The sequence below is a fragment of the Paenibacillus agricola genome (genome assembly GCF_011440305.1).
Lineage (GTDB): Bacteria > Bacillota > Bacilli > Paenibacillales > NBRC-103111 > Paenibacillus_S > Paenibacillus_S agricola.
Genome location: NZ_JAAOIW010000004.1, coordinates 161,432 through 187,990 on the forward strand (window position 1 = coordinate 161,432; position 26,559 = coordinate 187,990).

Annotated in this window: 24 protein-coding genes and 1 pseudogene; 5 read left to right on the top strand and 20 right to left on the bottom strand. The window is 46.5% G+C overall.

All coding sequences use genetic code 11. From position 1 onward, the window contains the following. Nucleotides 1-60: 60 nt before the first annotated feature. Both G9U52_RS12165 and G9U52_RS12170 read right to left on the bottom strand, forming a co-directional pair. Nucleotides 61-837, bottom strand: a complete 777-nt coding sequence (locus G9U52_RS12165; RefSeq protein WP_166149821.1) for a metal-dependent hydrolase — start codon at nt 835-837, stop codon at nt 61-63. Between the two features lie 145 nt (nt 838-982). Continuing rightward, nucleotides 983-2,368 carry an aspartate aminotransferase family protein gene (locus G9U52_RS12170; RefSeq protein WP_166149823.1) on the bottom strand — a complete coding sequence of 462 codons (1,386 nt, stop codon included), beginning with the start codon at nt 2,366-2,368 and terminating at the stop codon, nt 983-985. A 171-nt stretch (nt 2,369-2,539) separates the two neighbouring features. On the opposite strand from G9U52_RS12170, the gene G9U52_RS12175 reads away from it, so the two are divergent. Then, a complete protein-coding gene (locus tag G9U52_RS12175) occupies nt 2,540-4,207 on the top strand; it encodes a PucR family transcriptional regulator (protein ID WP_166149826.1) in 1,668 nt (555 codons plus the stop codon). A gap of 41 nt (nt 4,208-4,248) precedes the next feature. On the opposite strand, the pseudogene G9U52_RS12180 reads toward G9U52_RS12175, so the two are convergent. The 10 genes and pseudogenes from G9U52_RS12180 to G9U52_RS12225 form a co-directional block, all read right to left on the bottom strand. Further along, nucleotides 4,249-5,032: pseudogene (locus G9U52_RS12180) on the bottom strand (LamB/YcsF family protein). A 9-nt stretch (nt 5,033-5,041) separates the two neighbouring features. Then, nucleotides 5,042-6,067, bottom strand: coding sequence for a 5-oxoprolinase subunit C family protein (locus G9U52_RS12185; RefSeq protein ID WP_166149828.1), 1,026 nt, complete (start codon nt 6,065-6,067; stop codon nt 5,042-5,044). Continuing rightward, the gene (pxpB, locus tag G9U52_RS12190) at nt 6,018-6,896 is read right to left on the bottom strand and encodes a 5-oxoprolinase subunit PxpB (RefSeq protein ID WP_311764853.1); all 879 of its coding nucleotides are present in this window, start codon (nt 6,894-6,896) and stop codon (nt 6,018-6,020) included. The genes G9U52_RS12185 and pxpB overlap by 50 nt, the downstream gene beginning before the upstream one ends. A gap of 1 nt (nt 6,897) precedes the next feature. Beyond that, on the bottom strand, nt 6,898-7,122 hold the full coding sequence (locus tag G9U52_RS39930; RefSeq protein ID WP_166150705.1) for an IclR family transcriptional regulator domain-containing protein: 225 nt from the start codon (nt 7,120-7,122) through the stop codon (nt 6,898-6,900). Nucleotides 7,123-7,283: 161 nt separating this feature from the next. Continuing rightward, complete coding sequence (locus tag G9U52_RS12200) at nt 7,284-9,635, bottom strand: hypothetical protein (RefSeq protein ID WP_166149830.1); 2,352 nt, start codon at nt 9,633-9,635, stop codon at nt 7,284-7,286. A gap of 177 nt (nt 9,636-9,812) precedes the next feature. Further along, nucleotides 9,813-10,988, bottom strand: coding sequence for an ABC transporter permease (locus tag G9U52_RS12205; RefSeq protein ID WP_166149832.1), 1,176 nt, complete (start codon nt 10,986-10,988; stop codon nt 9,813-9,815). Further along, a complete protein-coding gene (locus G9U52_RS12210) occupies nt 10,985-11,725 on the bottom strand; it encodes an ABC transporter ATP-binding protein (protein WP_166149834.1) in 741 nt (246 codons plus the stop codon). Before G9U52_RS12210 ends, G9U52_RS12205 begins: the two co-directional genes overlap by 4 nt. A 60-nt stretch (nt 11,726-11,785) precedes the next feature. Then, nucleotides 11,786-13,465 (bottom strand): permuted SH3 domain-containing protein, encoded by a 1,680-nt coding sequence (locus tag G9U52_RS12215; RefSeq protein WP_166149836.1) that lies wholly within the window; start codon nt 13,463-13,465, stop codon nt 11,786-11,788. A 21-nt stretch (nt 13,466-13,486) separates the two neighbouring features. After that, on the bottom strand, nt 13,487-14,386 hold the full coding sequence (locus G9U52_RS12220; RefSeq protein ID WP_166149838.1) for an FAD:protein FMN transferase: 900 nt from the start codon (nt 14,384-14,386) through the stop codon (nt 13,487-13,489). Between the two features lie 203 nt (nt 14,387-14,589). Further along, nucleotides 14,590-14,973: a FlxA-like family protein gene (locus G9U52_RS12225; RefSeq protein WP_166149840.1), complete on the bottom strand. Its 384-nt coding sequence runs from the start codon at nt 14,971-14,973 to the stop codon at nt 14,590-14,592. Nucleotides 14,974-15,182: 209 nt separating this feature from the next. Between G9U52_RS12225 and G9U52_RS12230 the strand changes: the two genes are divergently transcribed. Next, complete coding sequence (locus G9U52_RS12230; protein WP_166149842.1) at nt 15,183-15,866, top strand: response regulator transcription factor; 684 nt, start codon at nt 15,183-15,185, stop codon at nt 15,864-15,866. After that, nucleotides 15,863-17,332, top strand: coding sequence for a sensor histidine kinase (locus G9U52_RS12235; protein ID WP_166149844.1), 1,470 nt, complete (start codon nt 15,863-15,865; stop codon nt 17,330-17,332). The genes G9U52_RS12230 and G9U52_RS12235 overlap by 4 nt, the downstream gene beginning before the upstream one ends. A 93-nt stretch (nt 17,333-17,425) precedes the next feature. On the opposite strand, the gene G9U52_RS12240 is transcribed toward G9U52_RS12235, so the two are convergent. Both G9U52_RS12240 and G9U52_RS12245 read right to left on the bottom strand, forming a co-directional pair. Further along, complete coding sequence (locus G9U52_RS12240) at nt 17,426-18,709, bottom strand: MFS transporter (RefSeq protein ID WP_166150706.1); 1,284 nt, start codon at nt 18,707-18,709, stop codon at nt 17,426-17,428. A gap of 110 nt (nt 18,710-18,819) precedes the next feature. Beyond that, nucleotides 18,820-19,212: a hypothetical protein gene (locus G9U52_RS12245; RefSeq protein ID WP_166149846.1), complete on the bottom strand. Its 393-nt coding sequence runs from the start codon at nt 19,210-19,212 to the stop codon at nt 18,820-18,822. A gap of 245 nt (nt 19,213-19,457) precedes the next feature. Between G9U52_RS12245 and udk the strand changes: the two genes are divergently transcribed. Then, nucleotides 19,458-20,078 (top strand): uridine kinase, encoded by a 621-nt coding sequence (udk, locus tag G9U52_RS12250; RefSeq protein WP_166149848.1) that lies wholly within the window; start codon nt 19,458-19,460, stop codon nt 20,076-20,078. Here udk and G9U52_RS12255 read toward each other — a convergent pair. The 6 genes from G9U52_RS12255 to G9U52_RS12280 all read right to left on the bottom strand — a co-directional run bounded on the left by G9U52_RS12255 (nt 20,035) and on the right by G9U52_RS12280 (nt 25,596). Next, nucleotides 20,035-20,352 (bottom strand): hypothetical protein, encoded by a 318-nt coding sequence (locus tag G9U52_RS12255; RefSeq protein ID WP_207952934.1) that lies wholly within the window; start codon nt 20,350-20,352, stop codon nt 20,035-20,037. The two genes, udk and G9U52_RS12255, sit on opposite strands and share 44 nt — an antisense overlap. Continuing rightward, the gene (locus G9U52_RS12260) at nt 20,353-22,659 is read right to left on the bottom strand and encodes a thiamine pyrophosphate-dependent enzyme (protein WP_166149852.1); all 2,307 of its coding nucleotides are present in this window, start codon (nt 22,657-22,659) and stop codon (nt 20,353-20,355) included. Between the two features lie 68 nt (nt 22,660-22,727). Further along, on the bottom strand, nt 22,728-23,735 hold the full coding sequence (locus G9U52_RS12265; protein ID WP_166149854.1) for a 2-oxoacid:acceptor oxidoreductase family protein: 1,008 nt from the start codon (nt 23,733-23,735) through the stop codon (nt 22,728-22,730). A gap of 127 nt (nt 23,736-23,862) precedes the next feature. Beyond that, nucleotides 23,863-24,426 (bottom strand): NUDIX hydrolase, encoded by a 564-nt coding sequence (locus tag G9U52_RS12270; RefSeq protein ID WP_166149856.1) that lies wholly within the window; start codon nt 24,424-24,426, stop codon nt 23,863-23,865. A gap of 491 nt (nt 24,427-24,917) precedes the next feature. Next, a complete protein-coding gene (locus tag G9U52_RS12275) occupies nt 24,918-25,340 on the bottom strand; it encodes a spore coat protein (protein ID WP_166149858.1) in 423 nt (140 codons plus the stop codon). Nucleotides 25,341-25,371: 31 nt separating this feature from the next. Beyond that, on the bottom strand, nt 25,372-25,596 hold the full coding sequence (locus G9U52_RS12280; protein ID WP_166149860.1) for a hypothetical protein: 225 nt from the start codon (nt 25,594-25,596) through the stop codon (nt 25,372-25,374). 316 nt (nt 25,597-25,912) lie between these two features. On the opposite strand from G9U52_RS12280, the gene G9U52_RS12285 reads away from it, so the two are divergent. Next, complete coding sequence (locus tag G9U52_RS12285) at nt 25,913-26,500, top strand: class I SAM-dependent methyltransferase (RefSeq protein ID WP_166149862.1); 588 nt, start codon at nt 25,913-25,915, stop codon at nt 26,498-26,500. Nucleotides 26,501-26,559 lie beyond the last annotated feature (59 nt).

The window sequence follows — 26,559 nt, forward strand, 5'->3', positions numbered from 1 at the left end:
GCCTTTAGTACGGTGATTTAAAATAACTGACCTAGGCTTTACCTAGTTACCTATGCGTAACTATTGCAGCCATACACCAGCCTTATTGGTCAAATAATCCCACAAGCCTACGGCTTGTCCGCCAAATGGTACAATAAATGCATGCCATAGCAAAACTAAGGTTAAGGTGATACATATATTTTCGACTAAAAACCCACTAAACTTGCCTGTGCTCATAAGCGGAATCCTTAGCTTCCACTTAAGTGGCGGAAACAACTGGACGCCATGCTTCGTAAAAGCATCACATAATAAATGAAGTGAATAAGAGGTAGCTCCAGCTATGTACAAAGGCATATTTAATTGGCTGGAAGCAGCATAAAGCAGCCCGCCCCATATAGCAATTCCGTAAATGGAATGAGTCAAGCCCCGATGTGGAAGAACAGAACAAACCATTAACAGCGCTCCAATTACCGCAAACCAGGGTCCGCCTTCCGCCCCCATATAAAGCAGCAGCCCGCCCAATGCTGCCATCACCAATTGGCGAAATAAGCGTTGGTTTACCCAGCATAATGCAACCATCATCAAGCCAATTCCATAGCTATAAGGAAGAAAAAAGAGCTGGATATATGCATATATCATAAAACCAATACCGCCAGCTGCCAATGCCAGCTTTAATTTGAGGATGAGCGATTTGGGTAGCGACTTCTGCAAAAGCAGGCTATTTGGTTCATCAATATCCGGAAGCAACGAGCTAACCAGTGCAATAGCAAATCCGGGCAAGGAGACTCCCTGCCCCATTAGCTGCAGAACGGACATGGTTACTCCAGTACTCACAATGAGGTGGGTTCGTCCCGTCATAAGCTTATTATCCTTTCCTTTCGTAAAGATTGCCTTTACTTTAGATCAGATAATTATAACATGGATTCCGGAATTATGCGAACACGAGTTCCGATAACTCTCTCTAATAATCCTGACGATATCCCATCCCCCCTTTCGTATTTCACTATTTTAAAGTTGCGAATGCTTCCTCAAGCGTGCGTACAATAAATTCCAATTCCTCATCTGATGTAACAAAAGGTGGGCATAACGTAATAATATTGTTGAAGCCTACAACGGTATCTCCATTCTTGCCAATTAATAACCCGCGTTGTTTACATTCACTTATTATTTGTTGCATCTTGTCTGCCGCTGCGGGCAGCTTGCTTTTTTTGTCCTCAACCATCTCGATACCCGCTATAAAGCCAAAGCTTCTAATTTCCCCTACATGGGGATGCGCCATTAGCACCTCCAGCTTTTGACGTAAAGCTTTACCTAGCTGAGCTGAGCGCTCCACTAAATGTTCTCTTTCCATAATTTCTATGTTCTTCAATGCAACCACACAAGAAACCGGATTGCCACCAAATGTGTTGATATGGCGGAAGTGGCTGTCTGCTCCTGAACCCATAAAGGTCTCATACATGCCCGCTCTAACAGCTGTTGCCGAAAGTGGAGAGTAAGCGCTGGTCATTCCCTTAGCCATCGTCACGATATCGGGCTCGACACCATAATTGTGATGGCCGAATTGCTGTCCGGAACGCCCAAATCCGCAAATGACCTCATCAAGAATCATCAGAACTCCATATTTATCACATATATCGCGCACTTTTTTCAGATAGCCATCGGGAGGTACAAGAACGCCACCTCCTGTAATAACAGGCTCAAGAATGACGGCCGCCACTGACTCGGCACCTTCCCAGTTAATTACATCCTCGTAGGTCTGGGCGCATTGCATGCTACAGGTATCCTTCGTTTTCCCGAACGGGCAGCGGTAGCAATAGGGTGGTGCCACATGCTGGAATCCCATAGCAAGCGGCTCGTATTTAGTTTTTCGCTGTGATTGTCCGGTTGCCGCCAAAGCCCCCATGGTGTTGCCATGGTAACTACGATGTCGGGAAATAAACTTATAGCGGGTGGGCTCCCCATTCTGGTGATGATATTGACGGGCTATTTTGAAAGCTACCTCATTGGCTTCCGTGCCTGAATTGGAATAAAAAATTCGATAACCGCCACCGAGCCATTCGTTCACCTTCTCGGATAGCTGGATCGCAGGCGGATGGCTTTGAGTGAGCGGGTAATAAGCTAATTTCTTCATTTGCTGGGCGGCCGCATCAGCGATTTCTTCCCGACCGTGTCCGACATTGACACACCATAAGCCGGACATGCCATCAAAATACCGCTTGCCTTCAATATCTGTAATCCAACTGCCTTCCCCAGACTCGACGATCATTGGATCGGGATTATGGGGTGTCATAGGATGCCATAGGTACTTCCTGTCTTTGTCTAGCAATGATTGTTGATTGAAATCTGAGGTGTTGGCTGGATCTGTCGATTCGTTCGGTTGATTATCCATTTGATTGCCTCCTATTTCTTTATAATCAAATGGTAACTTGAATAGCGCTCTTTTTCATCATACATAATGTAAGATAAGTGCTATAATTATTGTTACATTATGGATATTACATATTTTCGCGTTTATACATTTTCACACTTTGTGTAGAGACCATGCTGGGAGGCCGACGTATTGAATATCGATCAATTAACGATCCAGGATCTGTTGAAGCGCCCCTTATTCCATCAAGCCAAATTGATTGCTGGCCATAACGGTATCTTGCGTAGCGTCGGCTGGATTCATATTTTGGAAATTACAAGCGCTATGCCTTATGCGAATAAGCACGACCTCATTCTTACTACAGGACTTGGCATTCACCAATTCAGCGAGCAGCGAAGGATGTATCTGCAAGAGCTGATCCATCTCCAAGCAGCAGGCTTATGTGTCGAGCTAGGCCATTATTTCAAGTCACTCCCGCAGGATATGGTCGATTTGGCCAACGAATATCATTTCCCGTTGATCGTTTTTGAATCGCCAGTTCGGTTCGTTGATATTACCCAAGACATTCATGCCTTGTTGATTAATAAGCAATATCAAATCCTGCAAAATTTAGAGCTTTTCTCGCGAAAGCTTCAGCAGCTAAGTTTGGAATCGACTAATATTCAAGCTATCCTTAAGCTGCTGAATGAGCATACGTCCTTACAGGTTATTTATTATTCCATCGTGGATAAGCCAAGCTTTGCTCCATCGGTCTCTTCCGCAATTGCCAAGAAATTGGTTCGTCAGTATCAGCTTGAATTGGAGCTTCCCTCCTCCTCCTCGGCTACCTCAGAGAATACTGTGTTTAAGCTTACCGCAAAAAAAACGATTCTCTCTCAGCCTGTAATCTGCTTGGGACAAACCTTATCGTTTGTAGGCATCGTCCTGAACGACCAAGAGCCAACCGAGGATCAAGTATTGCTGCTTGATTATGTTGGCAAAGCGATCGCCCACATCCTGCTTCGCAAGCTGTTTCTGGAGCAAAAAACAACAGAAAGCCACTCTCAATTGATTCATGATATTCTTCAGCATAAGGTAGTTAATGAGGAGCAAGCGCTAGCTCGCATTGGACTTCGCCGGCAAAATAATGGCAAGTATTGGTTCTTGGCGGGCATCATCGAAATCGAACAGCCATTAAGTGTTCAGGACGAGGAGGAGTTCGAAGCGAGAAATCAAGATTTTCTTGTATTACTGCGTTCCTTGCTATCTAACAATGGCATCTACAATCTGCTTTTAGCACAAAACAATCAAATTCACTTGCTTTGTGTGAAGGAATCCTTTGCCTCTGTACTTCCGATCAACATTTTTAAAGAGCCCTTACTCAAAACGCTTGAACAACTAAGGAACACCGTCTTCCAAAATGTAGCAAGGCCCCTTCGAATCGTAACCGGATTTGGAAGCATGAAGCGGAGGTTAGTGGACGCGTCAGCCAGCTTCAAAGAAGCCTTTGATACACTCTCTGTATCCCAATCTCTTTCGTCAAAGCCGCTGAGTCCTTTTTATGAGGATTTAGGCATTTATCAAATTTTCAAGGGTATGGCCGATTTGCAGCAGCTTGACTCCTTTGCCAATTATCATTTGGGGTCTGTCCTGGCGTACGACCAGCAGTACCATTCCTCCTTATTGGAAACATTGGAAACTTTCCTTCTATGTATGGGAGCCAAGCAAGAAACAGCGGAGCGATTGTTCATCCATCGACAGACGCTTTATCACCGCTTGGACAAGCTGAAGGAGTTGCTAGGAGAGGACTATCTGCAACCGGCCAAACGCCTTTGCCTTGAGGTTGCCCTCCATGCTTATAAGCTGAACCCCCGTCCCTAATCGGATGCACAAAAAGCCTGCTAGCAGCCGCGATATGAGGCCTATAATTTAGCCCTTCCTGCTTGGTTTCCGAACGCACACAAGACGATACCTTCAGCAATTAACAGCTCGCGGATTTGACGGACAAACAACAAGGCCTGTTCCCCATCTCCATGAATACAAATGGTCTCGGCAAGGATAGGCACAGCAGTGCCTTGAGGCGATGATACGGTGCCCTCCTTGACCATTTGCAGCAGCTGCTTCAGTGCTTGCCCGGGATCCTTGATCAAGGCATCCGAGTTATTCCGGGGTGTCAATGCTCCATCCTGCTGATAAGTACGGTCGGCAAAAACCTCGCTAGCCGTTCGCAAGCCCCTTCTGTTCCCCGCTTGGATAAGCTCGCTGCCTGAGAGTCCGAACAGAATCAACTCAGGATTCACACGATAGACAGCATCGGCAATCGCATCGGCTAGCTCCGAATTTCGTGCAGCCATATTATATAAAGCTCCATGCGTTAACATGCTGCATAACCCCGCCCTCCGCTCTCACAAAGCCGTCCAAGGCACCAATCTGGTATACCATTAGCTCATACGCTTCCTGCGGTGTCATACTCATCTCGCGCCGACCAAAACCAATCAAATCCGGCAAGCCCGGGTGCGCTCCAATCGCCACACCCTGCTCCAGAGCAAGCTTAACTGTTGTCCTCATCGTACCAGGATCCCCCGCATGAAACCCACAGGCAATATTCGCTGAAGTAATTAGCTTCAGCAACTCCTCATCTTGCCCCAACCTATAGACACCAAAGCTTTCGCCAAGATCGCAATTCAAATCGAGTGTAATCTTCATCCTGATCGCCTACCTCATTTCTTTATAACGAATTTCAATCGCTTTGGACAATTGATACGTCTGCATTTCATGCTCAAGATAAAGCGCCTCGGACTCCTGTTGGGAAATCATACGAAAGCGAACAGCCTCGCCAGGCTTTAATTGGGCAAGAAGCGGCAAATCTACAGTGGCAATCTGTGCGATCTTCGGATACCCGCCGATTGTCTGATGGTCCGCCATCAAAATAATCGGATTACCGCCAGCGGGCACCTGGACAGTGCCAAAGGAAACGGCTTCGGATATCGGCTCGCAGACCTCGGCTAGGTTTAGAATAGCTCCCTCCAAACGGTAGCCCATCCGATCGGATTGGGAGGACACCGGAAACCTGGCCGCAACCAATGCCTGCCGGCTTTCCTCGGTGAAATGGGCATATTCACGCCCCGGAACGATCCGTATGGTTGGCTCCTTGCTATACGCCGGGCGTATTTCGTGGCCGATACTCCAATTGGCTGCGCCAAAAGGCAGCGGGTTCGTTTTGCTTTCCTTGGCGTGGCACAGCATATGCATATAGGCGATCGCCAACGAGGATGGCTGGCCTAAGGGCAGCTCATCCCCAGCTTGTAATGCCCGGCCTTCGTAGCCGCCCAAGCCGGCCCGCAGATAGGTGCTGCGGCTACCCAGCACCAAAGGCACGTCAAAGCCCCCGGCAACGGCCATATAGGCCCGTGCCCCTGCTTGGCAAGCCCCAAACTCCAAGCTACGGCCAGCTTGCACATAGACGGGGCGCCATAAGGGAAGCGGCTCTCCGTCCACAACAGGGGCTAGCTGCCCCCCACAGATCGAGATAAGTGCATCTCTCTCGAACCTTAGCTTTGGCCCGATCAAGGTTACCTCCAAAGCCGCGGCACCTTCATCATTGCCAACAAGCAGATTAGCAACCCTAAACGCAAAGCTGTCCATCGCTCCACTGACAATCACACCCTGCTGTTGAAAGCCAAACCTTCCTTTATCCTGAATCGTCGTAAGAAGACCCGCAAGTATAATTTGAATACTCATGCTCGCTCCTCCTCCACTCCAGATATTGCTTATGGCTAATCGGCTGGAACCTTACCCGGTCTCCAGCTTGCAGTAAGCTGGGCGCTTCATTGTCCCGGCGAAAGAGTGTTACCGGTGTCCTTCCGATTAATTGCCAGCCACCTGGCGTGGATATCGGGTAAATTCCGGTCTGCTGGCCCCCTATCCCTACAGTACCTGCGGCAATTGTCAAACGGGGTGTAGATCGCCTTGGTGCTGCAATTCGTCTGGACATACCACCCAGATAAGGAAAGCCCGGGGCGAATCCGATCATATGCACCAAGTATTCCGGTGCCGCATGAAGCTCGATAACTTCATCCACGGTAAGTCCGTTATGCTGGGCGACAGCAGGCAAATCCGGTCCCCATTCTCCCCCATAGTATACGGGGATATGGACGGTTCGCGGCGCCTCGGCAGCTTGGTCAGCCAGATTTGCAATAATGCCCTCTAGGATCCGGCAAATCCATGTATAAGGCGAAACCGTCCCACCCGCTCCAGACCTCCAGCTAGCCCCTGTAAGGGGATCCCGCAGCTTTATAGGGTCATAATAAACGGCAACTGTCACAAAAGCAGGGACGATTTCAACCAAACCGGGAAAGGGATACCGATTTAAGTAAAGGCTTAAAGCTTGTACTTTCCGGTGCGTGTGCTGGTCAGTTCCATTGCCTAACGTAACAATAACCACCGTATCTCCAAGAGGTGACAGCTCCACGTACTCTCCAACATCGGATTCAGCCACCTTCTTGTTCTTCTCAACACTAGGCATCTCCACATCTGCATTCAGTCCAGCATCCATTTGGTCATTGGACATGCTACTCACCTCTTACCCATGATTGTTTCCAGCCTAGCTTGCTTGAAATCAGCTTGGCAGTCTCCATCACCTTAGCGCTCAATTCAGCAATATGCTCTTGCTGGAATCTCATATCAGATCCTGCGAGGCTGAGGCCTGCTACCACATTTCCTTTAACATCGAAGATCGGAGCTGCTACAGCAGATGAGTGATCCTCAAGCTTGGAATGGCATAACTCCTTATGAATAAATTTGTAATTTAAATATTCCGAAAATGAATCACTTCTTTATGATATAAATACAGCAGGCAAAAAACAAGGCTTTATTGTACTCGGCTTTGACAGCGAAACAGACAAAAAAAAGAGCAAAGCCCTTTGTGGGTTTGCTCTTTTTTGCGTATTTGTTCAGATTACTGTTCAAATGTAGCGATCAGTCTTTTGGCGATGCCTGTAGAGGTTGTAATGCTTTCATAGATACGAAGAGTTAACGGATAATCCAATTGCTCCGATTTGATATCAGTAAACGAGATTGTTTGTGAACCATTAATCAATTTGCCTGTTCCTTGCAGCAATTGTTCTGAGGTTCCCAATACCCGTTCTCTGCCATCGACAATCTCGAATTCCAGCTTAGCAAAGTCATTGTCCACAATAACCTCAGCTACCTTCTGAATATCAAGACCTAATTTCAATTTATACGTATAAGCGTTTGAGCTGAATACGGAAGACAATTCCCAATTTTCAATTTTGATTGTATACGGGTAGAAGGCAAGCACTTTACTGATGGCTTTCGGATCGTCTGCACCCGTCTGGCTTACAGTTACCTTATACTCTGCAATCGGCAGCTTTAACTTGGACGAATTGGACGCATCCAATATGCTTAGTTTGAAGTCTCCGTTAACTGCTGGAGGCAGCATGTAGGAGTAGCTGTAAACATAAGCTGAATCCGGAATTAGCTGTGTTAAAGTCGTTGTTTGGCGTGTGCCGGGGAATGAAGTACCCGATGTGTCGGTCAATGATGTATCAAAGGCTGGAAGTGCTAGTGTTTCTTTGCTTTTGTTCAAAAACTTAAATTTGGCAATTACCGTTTGGTAGCCATTGTCGGCATTGGTATGCCCATTCAGCTCTACTACGGAAACCTCGAGATTAGGATCAATCAGATCGCTGCCGGAGTTAAAAAGAAAGGCTTGGCCGAGTGTATATGGCATAATATTGTTTAAGCTAGCGGCAGCGGTAATGCCATCCTGCAGACTGACAAGCGCAATTGGGATCGTGCTCGTGATTGAGGCCGCCGATGCTGAAGATCCGCTTGATGAGCTGTTTGACGACGAACTACCTGTTGAAGCTGCCGGAGTTGTTGTCGCAGTTCCACTCGATGTGGAGCCGCTTGCTGAGTTGGATGCTCCAGTTCCTGTTGTCGTAGTACCTGAGACTCCAGAAGCTCCTGCCGCCTTACTCGTAGCAGTAGTTGCTGCTGTGCTAGCTGCGGTAGTGGCTGCAGCCGTTTCATTGGTCGTGGTCGTAGACGAATCGGATGAAGTGCTTGCAGATGTTTTTTGATTATCCGATACCATGAATTGCAGCTTGTCTGGGGCAATTCCTTCAGGTAATTGAAGCGCAAATCGGTAAATACCGGACTCACCCGCCGCAATATACGCATCTGGCGTTGTAATGTTATCCGTTGCGATCGAAAGCGCAGCTTCAGTTGAAATGATCGTTCCGATCAAGGACGGAGCTTGCATGGTGCTTTTGCTGTCATTATGCAAGACAGCCGTAATCAGTGCACCCTTTTTATTGGAAACTAATTGTTCCTCAGCCTTTTGCACTTCCAGTGTTAACCCTTCACGTCCTTGAACAATGTATGGAATTTTGTCGCCCACCTTGGCGATATGGAATAATGAGGCTAAGGATAGCTTACCCAATGATAATATGCCTACGCTATCATTAGCGAGCTCCAGCGACATCGTATTTACATTAGGGAAGGTGTCAACGGTAGCCGTTAGCAATACATGCTTGGTTTGGCCGGCGTTTATCGTATTTCCATCAATAGCATTGGACGTAAACAGCAAGGTACTGCCTGGTCCGTCATGTAATAAATATTTTAACCCTGAGGGTAGCGTAATACTTTCCGAGCCCGTTGGTGTTACAGACGCATCTACGAGGATCGTCCATTTCCCCTCTTGTGGTACCATAATCGCTTTAAGCGCTTGAACCGTAACATAGGAGCTCGCTGTTAGCGATGTATCTACATCTGCTAGATTCACTAGCAGCTGCCCAGCCTGCTCGCCCAATGCTTGTGCGTTAGCAACAGAAAGCGAACCTACATCCTGCAAGCTTCCGCCATTACGTGCAAACACTGTAACCTGCAGTTGATCTGTAGTTACCATTGCCGGAATCGTTGCTGTGTAATAATACTTGGTTGCTGTATGTGGAGCAACTAGGGCATCGGCCGCCTTGGACATTTGTGCCGAATAGTTGCCTCCAGCAGTTGTTGTAGCTTTTATTCCATAATGGTTAAAGTCAACAACCGAGTCACTATCATTATTTAATTGGATGCTAAAACGCATAGCTTGCGTATCCGATCCTTTAGATACAGCTACATCCTCCAGCGTAAAATATACGGAATTACTAACAAATACACCCTCCTTGCCTGCAAAAGCAATAAAATGCGTCCAAGCAGATAATATCATAGCCAGAATAAGGGTAGCTATAATTGCGATTCGGGCAGACTGCTTGAGGTTTCCATCGCGTAATCGTTCCATCATGAATGTCTCCTCCTTAGAGTTTTCGTAGAAAACTTACTTCGTAAGCATCCACCTTAGAGTTTTCGTAGAAAACTTACTTCGTAAGCATCCACTTTAGAGTTTTCGTAGAAAACTTACTTCGTAAGCATCCACTTTAGAGTTTTCGTAGAAAACTTACTTCGTAAGCATCTGCTTTAATTAATCTGTACGCAAAGCGTCGATCGGGCGAAGCTTGGAGGCTTTGTTGGCCGGATATAAGCCGAAAACAACCCCAACTAGCACTGAGAACAGAAAAGCATACATACTAATATCGAACGAAACTACGGTCAATTGTTTTGGGTTGAAGTAAGGCCATAGCTTCGCAAAGGTAACACCCAGCGCCAAGCCGATTAATCCACCAAGCCCGCTGATGACAACCGCCTCAAACAGAAACTGCAAAAGAATATTTCGCCGTTTGGCACCGATCGATTTGCGGATACCGATTTCCCGCGTCCGTTCGCTTACGGTAACGAGCATAATATTCATAATCCCGATCCCACCAACGAGCAACGATATACAAGCTACGCTGACTAACTGGCTTGTCAAGGAATTCGAAGCTTCTGTGCTTGCGGTAAGCAATTGGTCCTGATTCGTAAAGCGGAACCCATTCGCGCTCTTAAACTTATACGTTAAAAAAGCGGTTAATGTGCTTTGTGCTGTACTAATGTCTTCCTTGGTAGTCGCTTCAATATAGGTGGTGCGAATCGCACCTAAATTTAATTGCCGTTGTGCTGTTGTCAAAGGCACAACAACCGAATCATCGGCAGAAGCGCCTCCGATGCTGGAGCCCTTCGTATTCAATAAGCCTACGACGGTAAATTGAAAGCCATTAATATTGATCAGCTTATCTATAGGATCAACATTCCCGAACAGCTCCGTAGCGACTGTTGTGCCCAGCACGGCTACATTCGTACGGAGATCCAAATCGGCTTCCGTAATAAAACGCCCTTCCTTTAATGTAGCTTTTAAGATCGTCATATATCTTTCGTTGGAGCCCATTACGGTATACGACTCTTGCGTTGTATTGTATTTAACATTGATGTTGGATGTCACCGTAGGTGCGATAGCACTAAATTCTGGAAAGCCCTCAAAATTCATTAGCTCCGCATAGTTAAGCTGTGTAGCACGCCCTTGACCCAGCAGATTGACCACGAGTAAATTGGTTCCCATATTCTCGTATTGCTTGGCAATTTGTGCCGAGGTGCCTTGACCGATGGCTACCAGAGTGACCACTGAGCAAACCCCAATAATAACACCCAGCATCGTGAGCAGGGTTCGCATCCAGCTTGCACTTACCGTCTTAAGTGCCATCTGCAATAATTCTGTTATTCTCATACGGTCGCCTCCATCGCCTCGCTTGCCTCCATCGCCTCGACTTTCTGCAATTGAGGCACATTGTCAATATCGCTGACGATCAATCCATCTCTTATTGTGATGATTCGCTTGGCATTCTCGGCAATATGTAAATCATGGGTGATCAGTACGATCGTATTGCCCATTTCGTTCAAATGCAGCATGAGTTCTAGTACTTCCTGGCCGGTTTTGGAATCCAAGGCTCCTGTCGGCTCATCAGCCAGCAGTAAGGATGGTCCAATGGCCAGGGCGCGGGCGACAGCAACACGTTGCTGCTGTCCCCCTGATAATTCACTGGGACGGTGATGTCCCCGTTGCCCCATCCCGAGAAGCTCCAGAGTTTGCTGCGCCTTTTCTCTTCTTTCCTTTTTGCCAAATCCTGCATAAATCATCGGCAGCTCCACATTTTCAATCGCAGTCAGCCGCGGCAGCAAATTAAATTGCTGGAATATAAAGCCGATTTTGCGATTCCGTAAGCCTGCTAGCTCGTCATCCTTCATCTTCTCTGTGGCTATGCCATCAAGGTTATAAGAGCCCGATGTCGGTACATCCAGTAAGCCGATCATATTCATCAGGGTCGATTTACCGGAGCCGCTTGGTCCCACAATCGCCACGAATTCGCCTACACCAACGGATAGTGAAATGTCCTTCAATATGTGGAGCTCCTCGACACCTCGAAGATACGTTTTTTTAATTTGCTTCAGCTCGATCATTTTCATAGGTTCTCACCCTCCCTTCATAGTAGAAGCTTGATAATTAGCAGCCTCATCACATACTGCTTAGAAGCCTGCTGGAGGACCTCCGCCGCCTGGGAATCCGCCTTGACCGCCTCCGCCGCCACCTGTTGCACCTCCGTTACGAGCTCCCTGCTGATATTGATTCCTCAAGGCATCCGTCTCAGCTTGAGTTAGTTTTTTGGTCGAAGCGGCAGCTTGAGTCACCAGGATATCGCCTGCTGCTAGTCCCTCTGTGATTTCGATTAGTGTAGAGCTGTTAGCGCCTATCTTTACTTCGTGCTCGGCTTCAATCGTACCGTCCGCCTTTTGCAAGGAGACCACTTTTTTACCATTTCTTGTTTTCACATTGGACACGGGCACCACAATCACATCTTTTTTGTCCTCAATTAAAATATCGGCTGTTGCCGTCATTGTATATTTAAGCTCACTGGCATTCGTCAAAGTAACTACAGCGGTATAAAAGGAAACCCCGTTCGTCACGGTTCCAACCGTTGAAACCTGTGTAACTTCGCCAACAAACACTTTTCCGGCAATGGCATCGACCTTAACCTCTGCCTTTTGTCCAACTTTAATTTTCGGCAAATCCAGCTCATCCACCTTCACAGGCAACTGCAAGGTATCTAGGTTTGCTACAGCCCCCAGCTGAACGTTGCTCAGGATTGTCGTTCCCACTGGGTAAGAAGCCAGCACATTTTTTTTCTGATCGACAAAATCTGTAGAGAACACGCCATCAAAAGGTGCATAAACTTTCAGCTTTTCCAACTGCTCCTCCATGTCTTTAATGCTTTTCAACGATTGGTCGATTTGATTTTGTTTATTGGTGATATCCTTTTGCAAAGTGTCACTTGCAATGGTTGCAATCAGGTCACCTTTATTAACAAATTGATTTTCTTTAAATTCCATGCTGTCGATCGTCCCAGACACACCCGCCATTACATTGACCGATGTTTTATACTGTAGCACTGCTTGTGTTTTAGATTCGATTTTTAAGCCGCCAACGGTGAGCGAGCCTTTGACAATTTGTCCGGCATCCAGCGTTCCGTCGTTGTCTACCCGTACCGTTACATCCAGAAGATGATTGCCTTTGGTATCGGATTTCACTGCCTGGGAGATTGCTGTAACGGCACCCGACTTCGTCAATAAGTAACCGTCAAGCGTTAACTGTACCTGGTCACCTATTTGAATTTGCGCCGCTTCCTCCTGCATGAAAGGTAGGGCTACCGTTAAGTTATCTTGACTGGATATGGTCGCGATCTTTGTGTTTTTGGATATACCCGAGCCCTCACTGATGGTAGTGGATAAAATCAATTTCCCGCTAGCGGGCGCAACGGCTTTAAGAGAGGCGGATTGCGCCTGTAGGTCCTGCATATCCGATTGGTAGCCGCTAAGCGTTAGCTTCGCAGCATCAAGCTTTTCATCTAGGCTCGAATCCGATATCTCTAGGAGAAGATCACCTTTCTTAACCGTTTGATTCCTTGTCAGGTTTAACGTCTTGATCATGCCTTCCTTCGGCGGGACAATCGTCTGCTGCTCCTGGGGCTCTAACTGCGCGGTTCCCGAAATCGCGGTGCGGACATTTCCTTTTTTCACTGTATAAGTAGTTTGTTGGACAACGGCTTGCTTCGTCCCGAAAAGCTTATCTTTTTTCACGTAGGCATATGTACCGCCACCGCAAACGAGCAGTGCCGCGAGCGTTACTATGATTACTTTTTTCATCTTCATATGAAATGCCCTCCCCGACTGTCAATGATAATAATCCACTTCAATTTCACTCCACTTGGTTCCGAGCGAAGCTTTATTGCCATAATAATGAAGCTCACTTTCGGTTGTCAGAAGCAGAGCTTCACAGTGCGCTGCTTGCTGTGCTAGCAGCGTCAATCCCTTATCAACGCCTAGCTTTCTGACCGCTTGTGCCCAAATCCCACATTCAACGGCATCATTACCAGTAACCGTAATTTGCTTTAGCTCGCCCCCGTCGTAGTTGCCTACATTTTGTTCATCCAGCATCCTATTTTCTTGCCCCTCTACGATGTAAGTAACAACGGCTCCTTCTGATATAGACAATGAAGCCGTAACCTCCATACTTCCTTCAGGCTGATGAATCTCAATTAACCAGGGATCGAAGCTTTCGCTCGGCCTCCCCCACACTTGATAGGAACCGCCTACCTGCAGCAGCCCTTGCTTTAACTTCAAACGGTGCTGCAATAAATCAGCAAGCCGCTGTAAAATCCAATTTTGCACGATGCTATCCAAATTAAGCTGTGCCTCAGTGGGCAGTCGAACCGATTTCGTATCCGAATCCAGCGACAGATGCAACGAGGTATCAGCAGCCGATAGGACTAAAGGATTAAAAGCATCATGTGTTATTTTTCGATAGGTTTCGGTCAATGCCAGAACCTCTAGCATCATATCGGAAACCTTGCACCGTTCACCTGCTAATGTATTTAATAGGTTCAACTCACTTTGAGGATGATGGCGGCTAAACCTGGCTTCTGTATCCCGGAACCATTCAATCGCCATTCTCTCGATAACGGCTATTTCATGCGATTCAGCCCAAATCAACAGATCCACATTCGTGTTTAACGCTTGAAAATGAAACCGGTAAAATCTTTCAGAAGATTGATCTGATGGTTTGGCTATCATGGCCTTCCCCCGCTTTCCTGTTGACATTGCTCAGCTGATAAACTCATTATGAGCGGTGTAGCTGAATTAAACTTGATGATTGCCTGAGAAGTTGCTGAAAAGATTTAGGCATCCCATCAACTAACATTCAGCTAACGTTCAGCTAACGTTCAGAAAACTCAAAAAGCCCGGTCTGTGTAGACCGGGCTTCTATGTATTTCTGCTTAAATTCTTACATCAATCGTTGAAGCATAGGCCGGATCTTTAATGGCATTTGCACTTACATCGGTCGATTTATTTTTGGCGCTGCTGCTTTCGCTCTGCGCCGCTGTGCTTTCACTGCTCATTTTAACTGCGCTGTTTGCGTTGCTTCCACTTTCTGTCGTGCTGGCACTCTTACTCTTTTGGGCAATCTGGCTATCAATCTGTTGAATTTGTGCTTGCAAAACCTGAACCTTCTGCTCTTTGGTTTTCGCGTCACTTTTACTATCCTGCACTTTCTGCAATTCACTTTGCAGGGTTGCCTTCTTTTTCTCAAGAGCGTCTGTGTTGGTACTCCCCGAAGTATACGAGGCTGAGTTACTTGATGAAGCAGATGAAACATTCATGGATATTACCACCTTGTCGTTGATGTATGTAGCACTTGCGATTAAAGTGTACGCCAATAAATGCTTCTTAACCTGAGTCCCCGCTGAAACTTAGCTGAACGCTGGCTGAATTCTTATTTTCAACGTATTTTCAGTTATCATTCAGTGGTAATTCAGTTGAGAAACAGATACTATTACCATAGGACTGACTTTCTCTAGGAGGAACCCGTATGCAACCGTTAAAAGGGATTAAAATATTACTTGTAGATGATGAACCGAACATCCTCCAATTTCTGGAATTGGGTTTGCAAAATGAAGGCTTTGAGGTCAAATGTGCACCGGATGGTATTACAGCTATTAATATGATTAAAAATTTCCAACCCCATGTCGCTATTTTGGATGTGATGATGCCGGGTATGGACGGCTTTGAGGTATGCCGGATGTTGAAAAAAACAGAAACCATCGCCGTTATTATGCTAACAGCCAAGGATGAAGTCGACGACCGTGTCAAAGGGCTTACACTTGGTGCTGATGATTATATGGTCAAGCCGTTCAGCTTCGATGAGCTGCTTGCTCGCATTCATGCCCGGATCCGCAACCAATTCCCGAATTTATTCGGCGAGGTCGTGATTGGTCCCTTCCGTATCGATGACCGCCGCAAAGAAATCAGCCTGGAAAGCCGGGTGCTGGAGCTGTCTCCTACCGAATATGAGCTGCTTAAATTTCTTGTGCTAAACCATGGGCTCGTTCTAAGTAAAGCTATGATTTTGGAAAAGGTGTGGAGCTATGATTTTGGAGGCGAGGAAAATATTGTGGAGGTTTACATTCGCTCCTTGCGCGATAAATTGAACGATAAAGACCGCCAAATTATACGTACCTTGCGGGGCTCCGGATACCGAGTTGATCTTTCATGAATGCCAAAAAAGGATTTCAATGGAAGCAATTTTTTGCACCCCATTCATTGAAAATTCAGCTTTTATCCCGTTCTTTGCTGATTTTGGGAGCGCTCTTGGTGCTAATTGGCCTGCTGCAATATGTATTTATGAAGGAAATTATTTATAAAAATAAAGCAACCAGCGTGCAGAGCCAAATCATGTCGATGCCCCGCGATGCCTGGCTGCAAACTACTAGGACAGAGAATGGCGGCATCTCGCGGGCTCCCTTCTTTTTTATGCCGGAAACAACAATGGCTTTCATTGATACTAGCGGCAATCACACAGTATTTCCCAGCCGTTCAGGCAATGGTAACCCGCCTAAGCTGAGTACAGAAGATTACCTCGAAATTCTGAATGAAAAAAGAAGAAGGCCCGGGCCGATCTACCGAATTATGTATGATGATAAAGATGTTGAACAATTGGTTGTTCTTCAACCGGTTTCCACATCTCCTGGACAAATCAACGGGATCGTTCAAGTCAGCACAATGACAGGACCACTTAAGGAATTGCTGATTGGACAGATGCTTACATTTTTATTGCTATCTCTGGTGGCTATGGTGTTTGGCTTGCTCGGCTACTTGCCCGTGCTTCGCAAGACGCTAGTCCCTTTATTTAATATGGTCAACACTGCAGAACAAATTAACGCTGGCAACCTAGACAAAAGGTTTCCAACCCGGCAAGGACAGCAGGAAGTCGACCAATTGGCGGAATCCTTCAACGGCATGTTAGAGCGGCTCGAGGATTCCTTTAAAGCCGAGAAAGAAACTCAGGAGCAGATGCACCGGTTCATCGCCGATGCCTCCCATGAGCTGCGTACACCACTTACCTCCATCCACGGATTTCTGGAGGTTCTCCTGCGGGGAGCAGCCAACAATCAGGAGCAGCTTCAGAAATCGTTGAAAAGCATGCATGGAGAATCAGGGCGGCTCAATAAGCTGGTTAATGATCTGCTCATGCTGGCCAAGCTTGACCGTGACCGCAGCCCGCAATTCCAGCTTAAAGAGGGCATACTGGACACCGTGATCCGGGAAATGGAGCCGCAGCTGCGCATTTTGGCTGGCACCCGCAAGCTTACATTTCATATTGAACCCAATATGAAATGCCGGTTTGTTACCGACAAAATGAAGCAGGTTGTGTTAAACCTGTTCCAGAACGCAGTCCAGCATACGGAGGCGGATACAGGACATATCAAGGTTGCCTTAGTAAGTAAGGATTCAGGAGTTGAGCTATCGATTAAGGATAATGGACCCGGCATAAGCGCCTCCCATCTTCCCCATGTGTTCGAACGGTTTTATCGAAGCGATTCATCCCGCGCCCGCCAATATGGAGGAGCTGGATTAGGTTTATCGATCACCAAATCCATCGTCAATTCGCATGGAGGGAAAATCCACGTTACCTCTAAGGATGGTGAAGGCTGCACCTTCTATGTTTGGATACCCCAGTGATTAAGGGCGTTAATTATTAATGCTCTTGCTACATTTAAAAGAACCGTTCAAGGAACATATGACCCTTGGACGGTTCTTTATTATACTACATAGCTATACTTTCCTAATTAAAAAAGAGGACGCCAGTGCAAACAAACTAGCAATAAAGCCATAAACGAATAAGGCGTGGAAGCCGCTATACACATCGGCTCCTCTGGTAAGAAAGGCACCCATCACAGTAACACCAACCGCTGTGCCGATATTACGCGAAAACAGCTGGAGAGAGGTTGAAATGCCCTTCTGGTCGGCAGCAACCATCTGCTGCGATCCAATTGTAGACACTGTAAAGATCAAGCCAAACGCCAGCCCTTGGACGACCATTACCGCAAACACATACCAAAACCCCGTACCCTGCTTCATAACCAACAGCATCGCCCCAGCGATTACACTTAAGACATTACCTATCCTGACCAGCCTTCCGTAGCCCCACCTCAACGTCCATTTGCCACTAGGCACCGCCACTACCATCCAGCCGAAAGATACCCCCAGCAGCGCTAACCCGCTCACAAACAAGGAATAATTTTCTTCCTGCAAAAATAACGGCACATAGCTGGATACCCCAAACAACGCGGCGCAGGACAGAAATCCATTGATATTAAGGGCTGCAATCGGACCGTTGGCAAGTAAGCTTAAAGGCACAATCGGTGATGAGTGCTGCTTCTCATAGAAATAAAAAGCTACCAGAACCACAATACCAGCTGCCGTATAAGCAAACATATAGCTCTCTACAACCGTAGTGAGCAGCAATAAACTAACACCCGTTGCAAATAGGCAAGCGCCAAGTACGTCCACTCTGGATTTCCGCGGCACATATTGCTCTTTATATGCATACAGCAACGCCAAGGAAATCAAACAAAGCGGAATATTGATATAAAAAATCCACCGCCAGCTCGCGTATTGGACAAACAAAGCTCCTAGCAAGGGAGCCAGAATTGCTGACAAAGCCCACATCCCTGTGAAGACGGCCTGCACCTTGCCTCTCTTTTCCGGTGGGTATAGATCTCCAGCAATAATATTGGGAAAAGGCAGCATCACGCCGGCCCCGATTCCTTGAACTGCACGAAACAGAATTAACTGGATCATGGTATTCGCAAATCCGCATAATAAAGAGCCTAACATAAAGATTAAAATGCCAATCGAAAAAATAGTTTTTCGCCCATATAAATCAGAAATACGCCCAGCTACCGGAGCCACAACTGTCGAGACTACCATGTACGAGGCAAAGCTCCATGCATATAACTGAAAACCGCCTAATTCCTTGGCAATAATCGGCATGGTTGTATTAATTATAGTCGTGTCCATAGAAGCTACTAGCATAGCAATAACGACACTTGCCATAATGGGCAGCTTACTACTACTAGCCAGAACACTTACTGCTGGTGCTGGTGCTGACAACAAAAGCTTCCTCCTTCAATCCGTATGTGACGGTTAAAGCTCATCATATCTAGCTAGCTAATTTTATTAAGCCCAGCATATTTGGAAATGACCAACAGCAGCTCGTCCAATATAGGCAGAATAAATTGGACATGGCCCATCTGGAAAATGCCGCTACGATTATGCAGCGATGCATCCTGCACATAAAAACGATAGTGGGGGATGCCGTAAGACATATTAATAATTTCACTGCCCGAGGACCTGCGGTTATGAAAGGTGATCGCTTTGAATTCGGAAGTATCAAAGGGCATAATGCTAATAATATTTTCCAGCTTGATAAAATAATTGGCATGCGGCTTTTGGTAAACCAGCTCTTTAGTGGAAACCGTGATCCCAAATCCGCTTTTTTTGTGGGAAATTTTCAAATCGCCCTCAAGTGATTTAATTTGAATAAAATGCTCGCTCATGGTTCCTTCCTCCTTTTGCGCCTATCCGCGGGATGGAGAAGCTTGTCTACCTTTACGGAAAAGCAAATAACCCGTTTGGCTTAGTTCTGGCTCAGTTCTGGCTAAGTTCGTTTGCCAAAAAGCATACCATATTACGAGTTAAGACGCTACATGTCTCTTATTACCTTTTGCATTCGCTCTCCCTATGCTACAATACTTGGATTAACGAGAGCGATTATTCATTGAATTCGGGAGGCTTCACCCATATGCTCATTATCGGAATTGCCGGAGGTACCGGATCAGGCAAGACTACCGTAGCCCGCTCCATAATTGACAAGCTCGGCAGCGAACTTATCACTTTTATTTCCCAGGATAACTATTACCGGGATGTTAATGAGCTTGATTTTGACCAAAGGGCAGCCATTAACTATGACCATCCTTTGGCTTTTGATAATGAGCTTCTGCTCCAACAGCTCCAGCTTCTGAAGGATGGCGTGACTGTACAGTCTCCCTCGTATGATTTTGCCAATCATTCACGGGCGGTTCAAACCTTTGAACTGATTCCCAATCCCATTGTGATCGTCGAAGGGCTGCATGTCTTATATGACGAGCCTGTGCGGGGATTACTCGATATTAAGGTTTTCGTGGACACCGATCCCGATGTACGGATTATGCGCCGCGTGCTGCGGGATATTCAAGAACGGGGGCGTAGCATCCAATCCGTGTACGACCAATATTTATCTACGGTTAAGCCGATGCATGAGGCTTTTATTGAGCCGTCCAAAAAATATGCCGACATCATCATACCCGAGGGTGGGCACAACGAAGTCGGCATTAGCTTGCTTACGATATTAACGGAGAAATACTTGCAATACCCGACTGCTTAACTTCGTCCCAGTGAAGCTTGAACTTAGGGTCATTTTTAAGCTTTACATTGCACATCTTTAGCTGGTTCTCTGAGAGCTCCAGCAGTTCCCATTCCTCCAGCTCCGCTTCGCCTTGGGCGACCAGGAATTGAGCGTAATCCGCCTCTGCGTCTTCTACATACTCCCAGTTTTTGGTGCCATAATAGGGCAAGCGGTAACCATTGACCATGGTACAGGTGTATAGCTCGGATGTTTGCTTATGCTTGATCACATAGGGCAAGCTACTCGCCTCCATTTACAAATGCGGATTCTCGTGCTTCGCTTTCAGCATATTCCAGCGGCGCTCGACCTCACGCTCGAATTCTTTGTAGGAATCCTCATATTCCGGCTTCGTCATATGCTTGGTTTTGCCCATCGTCGTTAACCATTCCGAAAGCGGAATTTTTTTGCTCTTCTCTTCCGGGTTATACGTCAATGTGGTTACCCCATGCTCGACCTCATACAGCGGGAAGAAGCAGGAATCGACAGCCGCGCCCACGATATTGGAGCCCTGCTCGTCATCAGACAGCCAGTTCAATGGGCAGGCAATCAGGATCTTGCCGTACACCAAACCTTCGTTCTGCGCATACCATTGTGCCTTCGCACCTTTGCGCACCAAATCCTGCGGGAACGCCTCTGACCCCGTGAATACATAAGGGATATGCGTGGCAGCCATAATTTGCGCGGTATCCTTGTGGTGGAATACTTTGCCGCCTTGCTTAGAGCCTACATTAGAAGTAGATGTACGGTGCCCCATCGGGGTCGAATAGGATAACTGGGCTCCTGTATTCATATATCCCTCATTATCATACTCAAGAATGATCATCTTATGGTTTCTTAGTGCAGCCCCGATCGCAGGCCCCATGCCGATGTCCATACCGCCGTCGCCAGTAATCATTACAAATGTGAAGTCGGCAGGCAGATTGTAGGCATCCAGCTCACCGCGACGTTTACGCTCCCAGAACATCTCCACGACACCTGACATCGTCGCTGCTCCATTTTGGAACAGGTTATGGATGTATGTCGCTTTATGGGACGAATACGGGTAGCCCGTTGTGACTACCATCGCACAGCCCGTGTGGAACAAGGCGACTATATCGCTCTCGATCCCTTTGAAAAACAATTCAAGACCCGAAAAGATCCCGCAGCCCGGACAGGCTCCATGACCTGGTGCAATCCGCTTCGGTTTCTTCGTTAAGGAGCGCAGCGGCGGGATGCGGACATTCAGCTTCTTGGTCGTTTCGTCTTGTTTCACGGTAATTAAGCCTGTATTCAAATCCTCGTATTTCATCGGGTTTAATACCCGCTTCATCGCCCGGTTAGGGTCACCTACCGAATGCCCGTAATAATCAAACGGCACCTCGACCTTACCTTGGTTAACGGCATCAATCGCAAACTGGAACATGGCATGCCCGTCCTCATTGTAGAAATCTTTGCCGCCAAGCCCATAGATACGACTAATGACCATCGTTGTGCTGTTGCCATGCGTGAACAGTGCCGCTTTAATCTCATTGACCATATTGCCGCCATGACCGCCATAAGAATCGGCACGGTCACCTACTGTAACCGCTTTAACGTTCTTCAAGGCTTCAGCAATCGCCTTTTGTGGGAAAGGGCGAATAATATTCGGCGCCAGCGAGCCCGCTTTAATGCCTTGTGCCCGCAATTGATCCACCACGTCTTTAATGATTTCTGATGCTGAGTTTAGCAGAAATACAACAACTTCGGCATCCTCCATACAGTATTGGTCCAGGATCGGATAATCCCGTCCTGTCAGCACTGCGTATTCCTTGCGAATCCGGTCAAATACATGCTCTGCATTATACATCGCCATCGATTGCTGGTAGCAGTTATTGATGTAGTCCGGCTCATTCATGTACGGTCCAACCGTAATCGGGTTATTGCGATCCAAGGTATCCGGGTAGCCCATCGGTGGCTGCGGCCCGACAAATGCCTGCACGTCCTCACGTTTAGTAAATGTTTGCACACGACGCTTTTGATGGGAGGTAAAATAGCCGTCAGAAGCAACAAGGACCGGCAAACGCACTTCCGCATCCTCTGCAAGCTTAAGTGCCATAATATTCATATCATAGACGGCCTGCGGATCACGGCACATCAGAATCGGCCAGCCTGTATTCAGAGCATAATACAGATCGGAATGGTCACCATGAATATTCAACGGACCGGATACCGAGCGGCATACTAAATTCATGACCATTGGAAAACGAGTACCTGATTGCACAGGCATTTGCTCAAGCATATACAAATAGCCATTCGCGCTTGTTGCATTAAATACACGTCCACCCGCTGTAGAAGCGCCGTAGCAAATGCCTGCCGAGCCGTGCTCACCATCCGCGGGGATCAGCTTGATGTCATGCTGGCCATTGGCCTTCATCATATCAAGAAATTGTGCTACCTCTGTAGAAGGCGAGATCGGGAAATATCCCATAACATGATAATTAATCTGGTGTGCTGCATAAGCTGCCATTTCATTGCCGGATTCATAAACCATCCGTTGCTCCACTGTTCCCTGAGGCATCTCTTTATTAATCTCAATAGCCACCTGCTTCTCCACCCTTCAGTTTGCGTTTGTCTGATAGACCTTTATTCGCTTCCTGCACTTCTACCCCATTAGGTAGTAGCTAGATCAAACCGATGCGGCATGCGATGCTCATCAGCATAACCATCGGCTTCCCGCGCACTTGTTAGCGCTTCCGTAGGACAGGCCTGGACACATTTCAAGCAGCCTTTACAGTATTGGTAATCGATCCCTTGAAGAAACATTTGCTGCCTGCCCTTTTTATCCGCTTGCTCATCCCACACAAAGCAGAAATCTGGACAGACATTGTCACAGGCTGCACAGTGGATACATTTATCATCATCGAAGTGAGGCATCATGCCCGCACGCGAAATACTAAGATCCTTCAAGATGCTATTGCCAGGATTCGTAATAACGCCTCCCATCGCCTGTGTAGCATAACCAAGCACCGGAGTATCCTGACGTAAAAAAGATGGCATCACGTCCCCTTCATCCAGAGTAAAGGTTTGGAACACAACCTCATTGTAACCCCTTTCAAAAGTATTAAGTGCGGGCTGTACGGCGAGCGGGTACTTCTTCTCCAACGATTTACGGATGACGTTTTTCATCGTATCGGGATTTAGGAAGGGACATAGCCGGAATAATGCACCCAGCATCGCCATATTCACCCTGTTTTTTTCTTCAAGTGAAATGCCAATTGCATCAATAACAGCTACCGTTCCGCCTTTCATATTCATCTTTTCTTTTAACTGCTCTGGAGTTTTGGTCGAATTGACCAAGACCAGTGAATCCTCGTAAATGCCGCTGGTGACATTAATCGTTTTGGACAACGCCTCATGAAAAACACCTACCACATGTGGGCGTTCTACAGGTGATGTATCCCTGATGTTGGTATTGATTTCACAGAATCGGATATGCGCCTTAACAGCAGAGCCCTTCTTCTCAGAGCCGTAGGAGGAAAAGCTCACTCCATTTAATCCTGCCCCGACTACACCTGCTTCCGCCAACATTTTTCCAGCTAGATTGGCGCCAAGCCCACCTATGGATTCCAATCGGATTTCAAAAAAGCCCAGCTCATTCGTTCTTGGTAGCGTAACCATTGCATGACCCCTTTCGAAAATAGACTGAAATAATAATTAGTTTTCCAAATACTTATTATATTCTGAATAGAACGACAAATTCCTCTATTAAAAAAATATTTATTTGTTAATAGAGGAATTGCTTTGCCTACAAAACTCTAAAAAAGCCGTTCCCATTCGTTGGCACAATGGGCTCTCGATCATGCATGAGGCCTGCACCTTTGCCATTAAGCGCTGCATCAATCAGCCACTGTGTGAAGCTGGCCACCTTCATCGTCTGCATATCCTCAAGCGAATAAAACCCTGCCGCATCAACCTCTACGCCATCGGGAATCGGCTCGCCGCTAATATAATCCATCTCAAAGGCGACATATAAATTATGAACGGACGAACGCGGCTGGTCACGCAAAGCAATAATGCCTTTTACACGGGTTTCCACGCCTGACTCTTCTAATACCTCACGAACAACGGTTTGCTCAATAGGCTCCAACTGCTCGATATAACCACCGGGATTTGTCCAATTCCCTTTGCCTGGCTCCTGCGCTCTGCGGACTAACAGCACTTTATCATCTTTAATAACAAGAGCGCCAACGCCAATACTGTAAGATCCCCAATGGACATACGTGCAATTGGTACATGCTCGCCGCTCTACCCCATCCATGGTGCGGACTACCATGGCATGTCCGCATTCTGTGCAAAAATTAATCGACATTGCTTTATTCCACCTCTCTGTAAACATCGCTTGTCTGTGCCACTAGTGGCAGCTATCAGTAATAATAGCTTTTTTCAGGTTATCTTTCTAGTACCTTATTAGCATAACTCCCTACCATGGAGCGTTGGCGATGGCAGGCGGAAGTCATAACTTCTACATGGAGCGTTGACGATGGAAGGCGTATGGGATTCCAGCCGTTCTTGGAGTCATGTCCCCTTGATTAGACTTGGTGGTGGGAAAATGGCTTTAAAGACAGCCCGCAAGCTTTCCATCCCTCACGCCTGCCCTCTTCTCCCTCGTAAACCCAAGGTCTGCTGAGTTGATTTTGCTAACAATTCTGCCATTTGGCGATTTCCCTAGTAAAGACAACATTGCTTTTGTCACAGCAAACATGCCAAAAAGCCTTACGCAGAAAAGAGCGCAAGGCTTTTGTATCATTCATACCTCATACCATCCAAACCTGATAAAAACCAAGCTCTGGCACAGGCGGATTACATCATATAAGGCTGATACTGGGAATTTCCATTGTTACTGTTAGTGTTAGTGTAGCCAAATACCGAAGTCTGGCTGTTAACCGATTGCCTTTGCAACCTAGCTTGTACAAATTGCTCGGTTTCTTGCTGCTCACGCTTGAATTGATTGAATTGCTTCTCCATTTCCTGGCGAAGCGCTGGTGAGGAGGTATTGTACATATTTTGCTGCTTCATACATTGATATACCTCTTCTTGCATCTGCATTGTGCTTTGCAGTAAGCCATTAAATACTTGACGGATATTGCTGCAATTCGATTCATTGGCGGCAATCGTATATTCTCGGCTTGTCCGTTTTAATTCACAAAGAATCGTATAAAGCATATCTTTCTCCGGCAGCATATGTTGCTGTTGTTGCTGTGTTTGTTGTTGTTGATTAAACAAAGCCTTCACCTCTTTTTAATTTTTCAATTCATTATTGCGTTGGTTGGGTTGGAGCCATAGCGATATGCTCGTGAAGGGTCTGCATAAGCTTATGGTAATGCTGGTTATGTACGTTTAACATTTCCATACATAAGGAATAAGTAGCAGCCTGCTGGGTGGATGCGGCAAGTACCGTGCATTGTTTAATAATTAAGCTTTCATTAGACATCGAATCCGCTACATACTCTAATTCCTTGGCAGTCATAGGTTGCATCATCACAATTTCCTCCTTGAACAAATTTAATCCCTAGATTATAATGCCAACTCCCGGCAATTTTTATTCTTACGATAGTGACAAATCGAGATAAACTTCATATTTTAAAACACTTTTGTTCAATTTTCTAAAAAATCAATTAGGCGAAAAGCCGTTTTCGTAGTATGATAGACACTAATAAAAGCACTAGGTAATGAAGGACAGCAGGAAAAGCCAGACTTTAGTCTAGTAGGATATGGTACTCTGGTCTATTGGCAAGCATTAACAAACTAGGTATGCTTACAATTAACTGTATAGAGCCGAAAAGGGGATATCAACAATGAACGCAAATGAGACAACGACACTTCAAAAGATGTTGTTCTTGTATAAATTTATACGAACGCCCAAAGCAATTGGAAGCGTTACACCTAGCTCCCGCTATTTGGCAAATAAGATGGTAGCCGCTGCACAGTGGGATGAGATTCATAGCGTCGCCGAGCTTGGAGCAGGAACCGGTGTTATCACCCAAGCGATCCACCGCTCACTGAAAAATGATACCAAGGTCATGTTATTTGAGCGGGATTCGCATCTCCGTGACCAATTAGAGCAGCAGCATCCAGGATTTACTACCCATTCAGATGCCAAAAATATTCATGCTGTCGTCCGCAAGCAAGGCTTGGAGCATGTTGACTGTATTATTAGCGGTCTTCCTTTTGCGAATTTTCCACAATCGTTTCGTGATGACCTGATGGAGGAAATCGTCAAATCGTTGAAGCCCAATGGTCTTTTTATCGCTTTTCAATATACGCTGCAAATGAAAAAGCAGCTTAGCCAGCATTTCGATATCGAAGCCATTCAGTTCGTTATGCTGAACGTACCTCCAGCCTTCGTCTATGTATGCCGCAAAAAACAGTCCAGCACCAACTAAACTCACAAGCCTGAGGCTTAACTGCCAACACTTCCTTGACTTGACTGTAGCATCCTATT

What these genes read in the sequence shown, in the direction of transcription:
- G9U52_RS12245 (WP_166149846.1), bottom strand. Translation starts at nt 19,212, where the DNA reads ATGAGCGAGCATTTTATTCAAATTAAATCACTTGAGGGCGATTTGAAA.
- G9U52_RS12215 (WP_166149836.1), bottom strand. Translation starts at nt 13,465, where the DNA reads ATGAAGATGAAAAAAGTAATCATAGTAACGCTCGCGGCACTGCTCGTT.
- pxpB (WP_311764853.1), bottom strand. Translation starts at nt 6,896, where the DNA reads ATGTCCAATGACCAAATGGATGCTGGACTGAATGCAGATGTGGAGATG.
- G9U52_RS12255 (WP_207952934.1), bottom strand. Translation starts at nt 20,352, where the DNA reads ATGGAGGCGAGTAGCTTGCCCTATGTGATCAAGCATAAGCAAACATCC.
- G9U52_RS12205 (WP_166149832.1), bottom strand. Translation starts at nt 10,988, where the DNA reads ATGAGAATAACAGAATTATTGCAGATGGCACTTAAGACGGTAAGTGCA.
- G9U52_RS12165 (WP_166149821.1), bottom strand. Translation starts at nt 837, where the DNA reads ATGACGGGACGAACCCACCTCATTGTGAGTACTGGAGTAACCATGTCC.
- G9U52_RS12225 (WP_166149840.1), bottom strand. Translation starts at nt 14,973, where the DNA reads ATGAATGTTTCATCTGCTTCATCAAGTAACTCAGCCTCGTATACTTCG.
- udk (WP_166149848.1), top strand. Translation starts at nt 19,458, where the DNA reads ATGCTCATTATCGGAATTGCCGGAGGTACCGGATCAGGCAAGACTACC.
- G9U52_RS12265 (WP_166149854.1), bottom strand. Translation starts at nt 23,735, where the DNA reads ATGGTTACGCTACCAAGAACGAATGAGCTGGGCTTTTTTGAAATCCGA.
- G9U52_RS12170 (WP_166149823.1), bottom strand. Translation starts at nt 2,368, where the DNA reads ATGGATAATCAACCGAACGAATCGACAGATCCAGCCAACACCTCAGAT.
- G9U52_RS12280 (WP_166149860.1), bottom strand. Translation starts at nt 25,596, where the DNA reads ATGATGCAACCTATGACTGCCAAGGAATTAGAGTATGTAGCGGATTCG.
- G9U52_RS12220 (WP_166149838.1), bottom strand. Translation starts at nt 14,386, where the DNA reads ATGATAGCCAAACCATCAGATCAATCTTCTGAAAGATTTTACCGGTTT.
- G9U52_RS12270 (WP_166149856.1), bottom strand. Translation starts at nt 24,426, where the DNA reads ATGTCGATTAATTTTTGCACAGAATGCGGACATGCCATGGTAGTCCGC.
- G9U52_RS12235 (WP_166149844.1), top strand. Translation starts at nt 15,863, where the DNA reads ATGAATGCCAAAAAAGGATTTCAATGGAAGCAATTTTTTGCACCCCAT.
- G9U52_RS12185 (WP_166149828.1), bottom strand. Translation starts at nt 6,067, where the DNA reads ATGAGTATTCAAATTATACTTGCGGGTCTTCTTACGACGATTCAGGAT.
- G9U52_RS12230 (WP_166149842.1), top strand. Translation starts at nt 15,183, where the DNA reads ATGCAACCGTTAAAAGGGATTAAAATATTACTTGTAGATGATGAACCG.
- G9U52_RS12285 (WP_166149862.1), top strand. Translation starts at nt 25,913, where the DNA reads ATGAACGCAAATGAGACAACGACACTTCAAAAGATGTTGTTCTTGTAT.
- G9U52_RS12210 (WP_166149834.1), bottom strand. Translation starts at nt 11,725, where the DNA reads ATGAAAATGATCGAGCTGAAGCAAATTAAAAAAACGTATCTTCGAGGT.
- G9U52_RS12200 (WP_166149830.1), bottom strand. Translation starts at nt 9,635, where the DNA reads ATGATGGAACGATTACGCGATGGAAACCTCAAGCAGTCTGCCCGAATC.
- G9U52_RS12240 (WP_166150706.1), bottom strand. Translation starts at nt 18,709, where the DNA reads ATGGCAAGTGTCGTTATTGCTATGCTAGTAGCTTCTATGGACACGACT.